Genomic DNA, 4,629 nt, shown 5'->3' on the forward strand with positions numbered 1-4,629 from the left:
AAAGTTTTTATGAATATTTATGTTTTACTTTATAACTTCGGTACAGAGAAAGAAGGAATACATTCAATAGAATTAAAGGGTAGGACTATAGTGCTAATGTTTGAAGAAAAAGATGATGCCGAACGTTACTGTGGACTTTTAGAGGCTCAGGATTTCCCATTGCCTACGGTAGAAATGATTTCGATAGATGAAATTAGAGATTTTTGTACAAAACTAGATTATGAATGTAAATTGGTTGAGAAAAATTTTGTGCCAAAAACAGCAGAGGATAGATTACTAATTTCTCCTCCTCAAAAAAATTTAGAAGTAGAGACATGGAACGAAGAAGAACGTAAAGAAGAAAATATAGATAAAAATATAGATTTAAATTCCATTAAGGAGAATCTTGAAAAGCTTCTGTAACGTTTAAAATAAAAATTAAAGATAATTTAACTCACAATGACAAAAGCTTTATTTGAAACTGATGCAGGCAATATAAATATTGAATTATTTTCTAGTGATGCCCCTAATACAGTTAATAATTTCACAAAACTAATTAGTGAAGGTTTTTATGACGGATTGGCATTTCATCGTGTTATCCCAGGTTTTATGGCTCAAGGTGGTTGCCCTAATACACGAGCAGGATCTTCAGGCATTCCTGGAACAGGTGGACCAGGATATAAAATTAATTGTGAAATTAATTCTAATAAACATCTAAAAGGTTCGCTATCAATGGCTCATGCAGGAAAAAATACAGGTGGGAGTCAATTCTTTATAGTTTATGAGGCACAACCCCATTTGGATGGAGTACATACTGTCTTTGGAAAAACTGATGATATGGATATTGTTTTAAAACTAACGAACGGTTCAAAAATTATTAAAGCCAGTTTAGTTTAAGTTAATTTCTTATCAAAAATAATACTAAACGTTTCTTTATCGAGATTAAATTTCCTAGTGGATGAGTATAATTCTTCATTTTTTATTGAAAAATTGGTATTTTTTAATTTAATATTGTTTTTTGGATGTAAAGCCTGTTGAATATTTTTTGATACGATAATTCCAACTTTTGAAATTTTATTATATTCTGATAAAAATTGAATAAAGATTTCAATCTTATTAATTTCATTATCATTAATAGTGGAATCTTCTCTGTTTTTGTCATGCAATAATTTCCATACTAATTTAGGTCTATTCCAAAAAGCTAATAGTCTAGGAGAACTTTCTAACATAATATTTATTTTATGTTTTTCGCAAAATTCAATTATTTTATTTTTGATAGGAACTAAATCTATTGATTTATAGTCACCATCAAGGAAAATTGCAATATAAGGATCTATATCTATAGAGTTTAATTTTTCTTCTTCTAACATATGGCCAAGTTTTTGTCTCTTTACATTTAGATATTCAGAATTATGCTCTCCAGGACATATCACTAATGGGACTCTCTCAGTAACTTCTATTCCATATCCACCTAATCCAGCAATTTTTCTAGGATTATTTGTAAGTAGTTTTAACTTTTTGATCCCAAGGTCAGTTAATATTTGTGCTCCAACTCCATAATTTCTTAGGTCTGCAGGGAAACCCAATTTTTCATTTGCTTCTACAGTATCCAAACCACCATCTTGTAAACTGTATGCTTTTAATTTATTAATCAAACCAATACCTCTTCCTTCTTGTCTTAAATAAACAACCACACCCTCTTCTTCTTTTTCAATCCTTGCTAACGCAGCCTCTAACTGGGGTCTACAATCACAACGTAGTGATCCAAAAGCATCACCGGTTAAACATTCTGAATGCATTCTTACTAATACTGGTTCACTTAATTTATTAGACTTTTGCTTTACTAGTGCAATATGTTCAGAACCGTCAAGTTCATTTATGTATCCATATGCCTTAAAATTACCGAAAATACTTGGTAGTATTGCATTAGATTTTCTATAAACAAATCTTTCGTTTTGAAATCTATAACTGATTAGGTCTGCAATGGATATGAGCTTCATTCCCCATTCTTTTGCATATTGCTTAAGTTGGGGAAGTCTTGACATTGAGCCATCTGGATTTTGAATTTCACAAATCACACCAGCAGGATAAAGTCCAGACATAGCAGCAATATCTACAGCGGCTTCGGTATGCCCAGCTCTTTTTAATACTCCTCCTTTTTTTGCTCTTAGTGGAAATATATGTCCTGGTCTTCTTAAATCTTCTGGCTTAGTTGAAGGATTTATCGCAACTTGGATGGTTTTAGCTCTATCCTCTGCTGATATTCCAGTAGTTACATTATTCTCAGGACCTGCATCTATTGAAATAGTAAATGCTGTTTGATTTTCATCTGTATTCCGATCAACCATTAAAGGAAGATCTAAGGCATCTAACTTGTCTCCTTGCATCGCTAAACATATTAAACCTCTACCCTCTGTTGCCATAAAGTTAATTTGTTGAGGAGTTGCAAACTGAGCCGCACAAATTAAATCGCCTTCATTTTCTCTTCTCTCATCATCTACAACAATTATGCATTCTCCATTTCTTATGGCAGCTAATGCATCGCTTATGGGATCAAATTCTATATTAAAATTTTCTTTATTATCCACAATTGTTCCATTATTTGGTTTGGGACTTGTTTCTTTCATTATTACTATTCAATATAGAAAAAAGTGTTTAAATTATTATTTTTGTCAACACTTACAATCCTATCTTAAAGTCTGCCAATAAAGAGAAATGAATGTTGCAATAGTTGGTGCTACTGGTTACGGGGGAATACAAGCAGTAAATCTATTAAAGGATAATAAAAATTATAAAATTTCTTATTTAGGAGGTAATAAATCTTCAGGAACAAAATGGAGCGATAATTTTCCATTTATAAATTTAGAGTCTGACAATTTAATTGAAAAAATATCAATAGATAGAATCGCCGATAAAGCTAATGTTGCTTTACTTTGCTTACCTAGTGGAATTTCTTCTACATTAACAAGAGGTTTATTAGATAAAGGAGTAAAAGTAATTGATTTATCAGCTGATTATAGGTATAAGTCTCTTGATCAATGGAAAGGTGTATACTCTAACGAAGCGAAAAAATATAAGAGAGATGACGATGATTTATGTAAAGAAGCAGTTTATGGTCTTCCTGAAATTAATTTCAATGATATATCTAAAGCAAGATTAATCGCCTGCCCTGGATGTTACCCAACATCTGCTCTTATTCCTCTTAGCCCATTTTTATCCCAAGGGATTATTGATAATGAAGGTATTGTAATAGATTCAAAAAGTGGTACATCAGGTGGAGGAAGAGAACCACATCAAAAATTATTATTTTCTGAATGTGGAGATGGTCTATCTGCCTATGGACTAATAAATCATAGACATACTTCAGAAATAGAACAAATTGCAAGTTTTATTTCTGGTAATGATATTGAACTACTATTCACTCCTCATTTAATACCAATGACAAGAGGTATGCATTCGACAATTTATGGAAGATTACGGGATCCAGGATTAACTTCTTCTGATTGTAGGATTATTTTAGAAAATTATTACAGAAACTACTCGTATATTCGAGTATTACCAGTTGATATTTATCCTTCCACCAAGTGGGTTAAGAATACAAATGAAATCCATCTCTCTGTCAAAGTTGATACTAGAAATGGAAGAATAATTATTTTATCGGTAATAGATAATTTAATTAAAGGACAAACAGGGCAAGCCATACAAAATCTTAATCTAATATCTGGATTGCCAATAAATAATGGGTTAGAAATGATTAATCATTACCCATGAATTTATTCCGGATAATATATCCAGCCTGAGAAATTGAGAGTGGTAATATTTTATGTTCCAATAAATGTAATTTCTGAGTTATTGTCTCTAAATTATCCTTATCCGAAATAGCTAATGCTGCTTGCATAATTAAGGGACCACTATCCACCTCAGGTTCTACAAAATGTACTGAACAACCAGTGATCTTGGAATCATTTGTTATAGCTTCTTTAATTGCATTACTTCCTTTAAAAGAAGGAAGTAATGATGGATGAATATTTATTATTTTATTCTTAAATTCATTAACAAATTTTGATGACATAATTTTCATCCAACCCGCCATAACAACAAGTTCTATATCCTGTTTTTTTATTGCATTAATAATTTCATCCTCAAAATAATCCTTATTTTCATAATCAGAGCTTTTAATTACCTTATAAGAGATATTTGAGTTTTTAGCTCTTGATATACACCCAGCCTCTGATTTGTTTGTAATTAAAATTTTAATATCAATATCAAATTTGTCTGAATTAGAGAGATCAATCAATTCTTGAAAATTTGATCCTTCACCTGAAGCTAAAATTGCTATTTTTAATTTGGGTGAAAATTCTCTAAGTTGTGAAATTTCAGGTGAAATTAAATAATTGAATGATTTATCCAAAAGCTGATATTTTTATTGAATAATAAATGAGATATAAATAAAAAAAACCCCTAATAGTATTTATTAAAATTCACAAACATTATGATCTAAAAATAATATAACTAAATAAATTGAAATGATTAGTATTTACGAAGAATAAACTAGATATAATAAACAAAATAAGAAAATAGTCAAAATATAAAATGAATAATGATTTTAATTCATGGGATAAATATTGCAACTACCTTTGGTTTGATAAA

At 30.3% G+C, this 4,629-nt stretch carries 5 protein-coding genes; 3 read left to right on the top strand and 2 right to left on the bottom strand.

Annotated features, from left to right (window positions below; all coding sequences use genetic code 11):
- The first annotated feature begins 9 nt into the window (after positions 1-9).
- Both ACTF45_RS09070 and ACTF45_RS09075 read left to right on the top strand, forming a co-directional pair.
- Complete coding sequence (locus ACTF45_RS09070) at positions 10-402, top strand: DUF3110 domain-containing protein (protein ID WP_288346871.1); 393 nt, start codon at positions 10-12, stop codon at positions 400-402.
- A gap of 36 nt (positions 403-438) precedes the next feature.
- On the top strand, positions 439-876 hold the full coding sequence (locus ACTF45_RS09075) for a peptidylprolyl isomerase (RefSeq protein ID WP_438949840.1): 438 nt from the start codon (positions 439-441) through the stop codon (positions 874-876).
- Here ACTF45_RS09075 and ribBA read toward each other — a convergent pair.
- Complete coding sequence (gene ribBA, locus ACTF45_RS09080) at positions 873-2,606, bottom strand: bifunctional 3,4-dihydroxy-2-butanone-4-phosphate synthase/GTP cyclohydrolase II (RefSeq protein WP_438949841.1); 1,734 nt, start codon at positions 2,604-2,606, stop codon at positions 873-875. The genes ACTF45_RS09075 and ribBA overlap by 4 nt on opposite strands.
- Before the next feature lie 88 nt (positions 2,607-2,694).
- Here ribBA and argC point away from each other — a divergent pair, with 88 nt between their 5' ends.
- Positions 2,695-3,750, top strand: a complete 1,056-nt coding sequence (gene argC / locus ACTF45_RS09085) for an N-acetyl-gamma-glutamyl-phosphate reductase (RefSeq protein ID WP_438949842.1) — start codon at positions 2,695-2,697, stop codon at positions 3,748-3,750.
- Here the strand turns inward: argC and purN are convergent.
- Positions 3,734-4,390 carry a phosphoribosylglycinamide formyltransferase gene (gene purN / locus ACTF45_RS09090; protein ID WP_438949843.1) on the bottom strand — a complete coding sequence of 219 codons (657 nt, stop codon included), beginning with the start codon at positions 4,388-4,390 and terminating at the stop codon, positions 3,734-3,736. The genes argC and purN overlap by 17 nt on opposite strands.
- Between the last annotated feature and the right edge of the window lie 239 nt (positions 4,391-4,629).

Source organism: Prochlorococcus sp., assembly GCF_965655815.1.
Taxonomy (GTDB): domain Bacteria; phylum Cyanobacteriota; class Cyanobacteriia; order PCC-6307; family Cyanobiaceae; genus Prochlorococcus_A; species Prochlorococcus_A pastoris.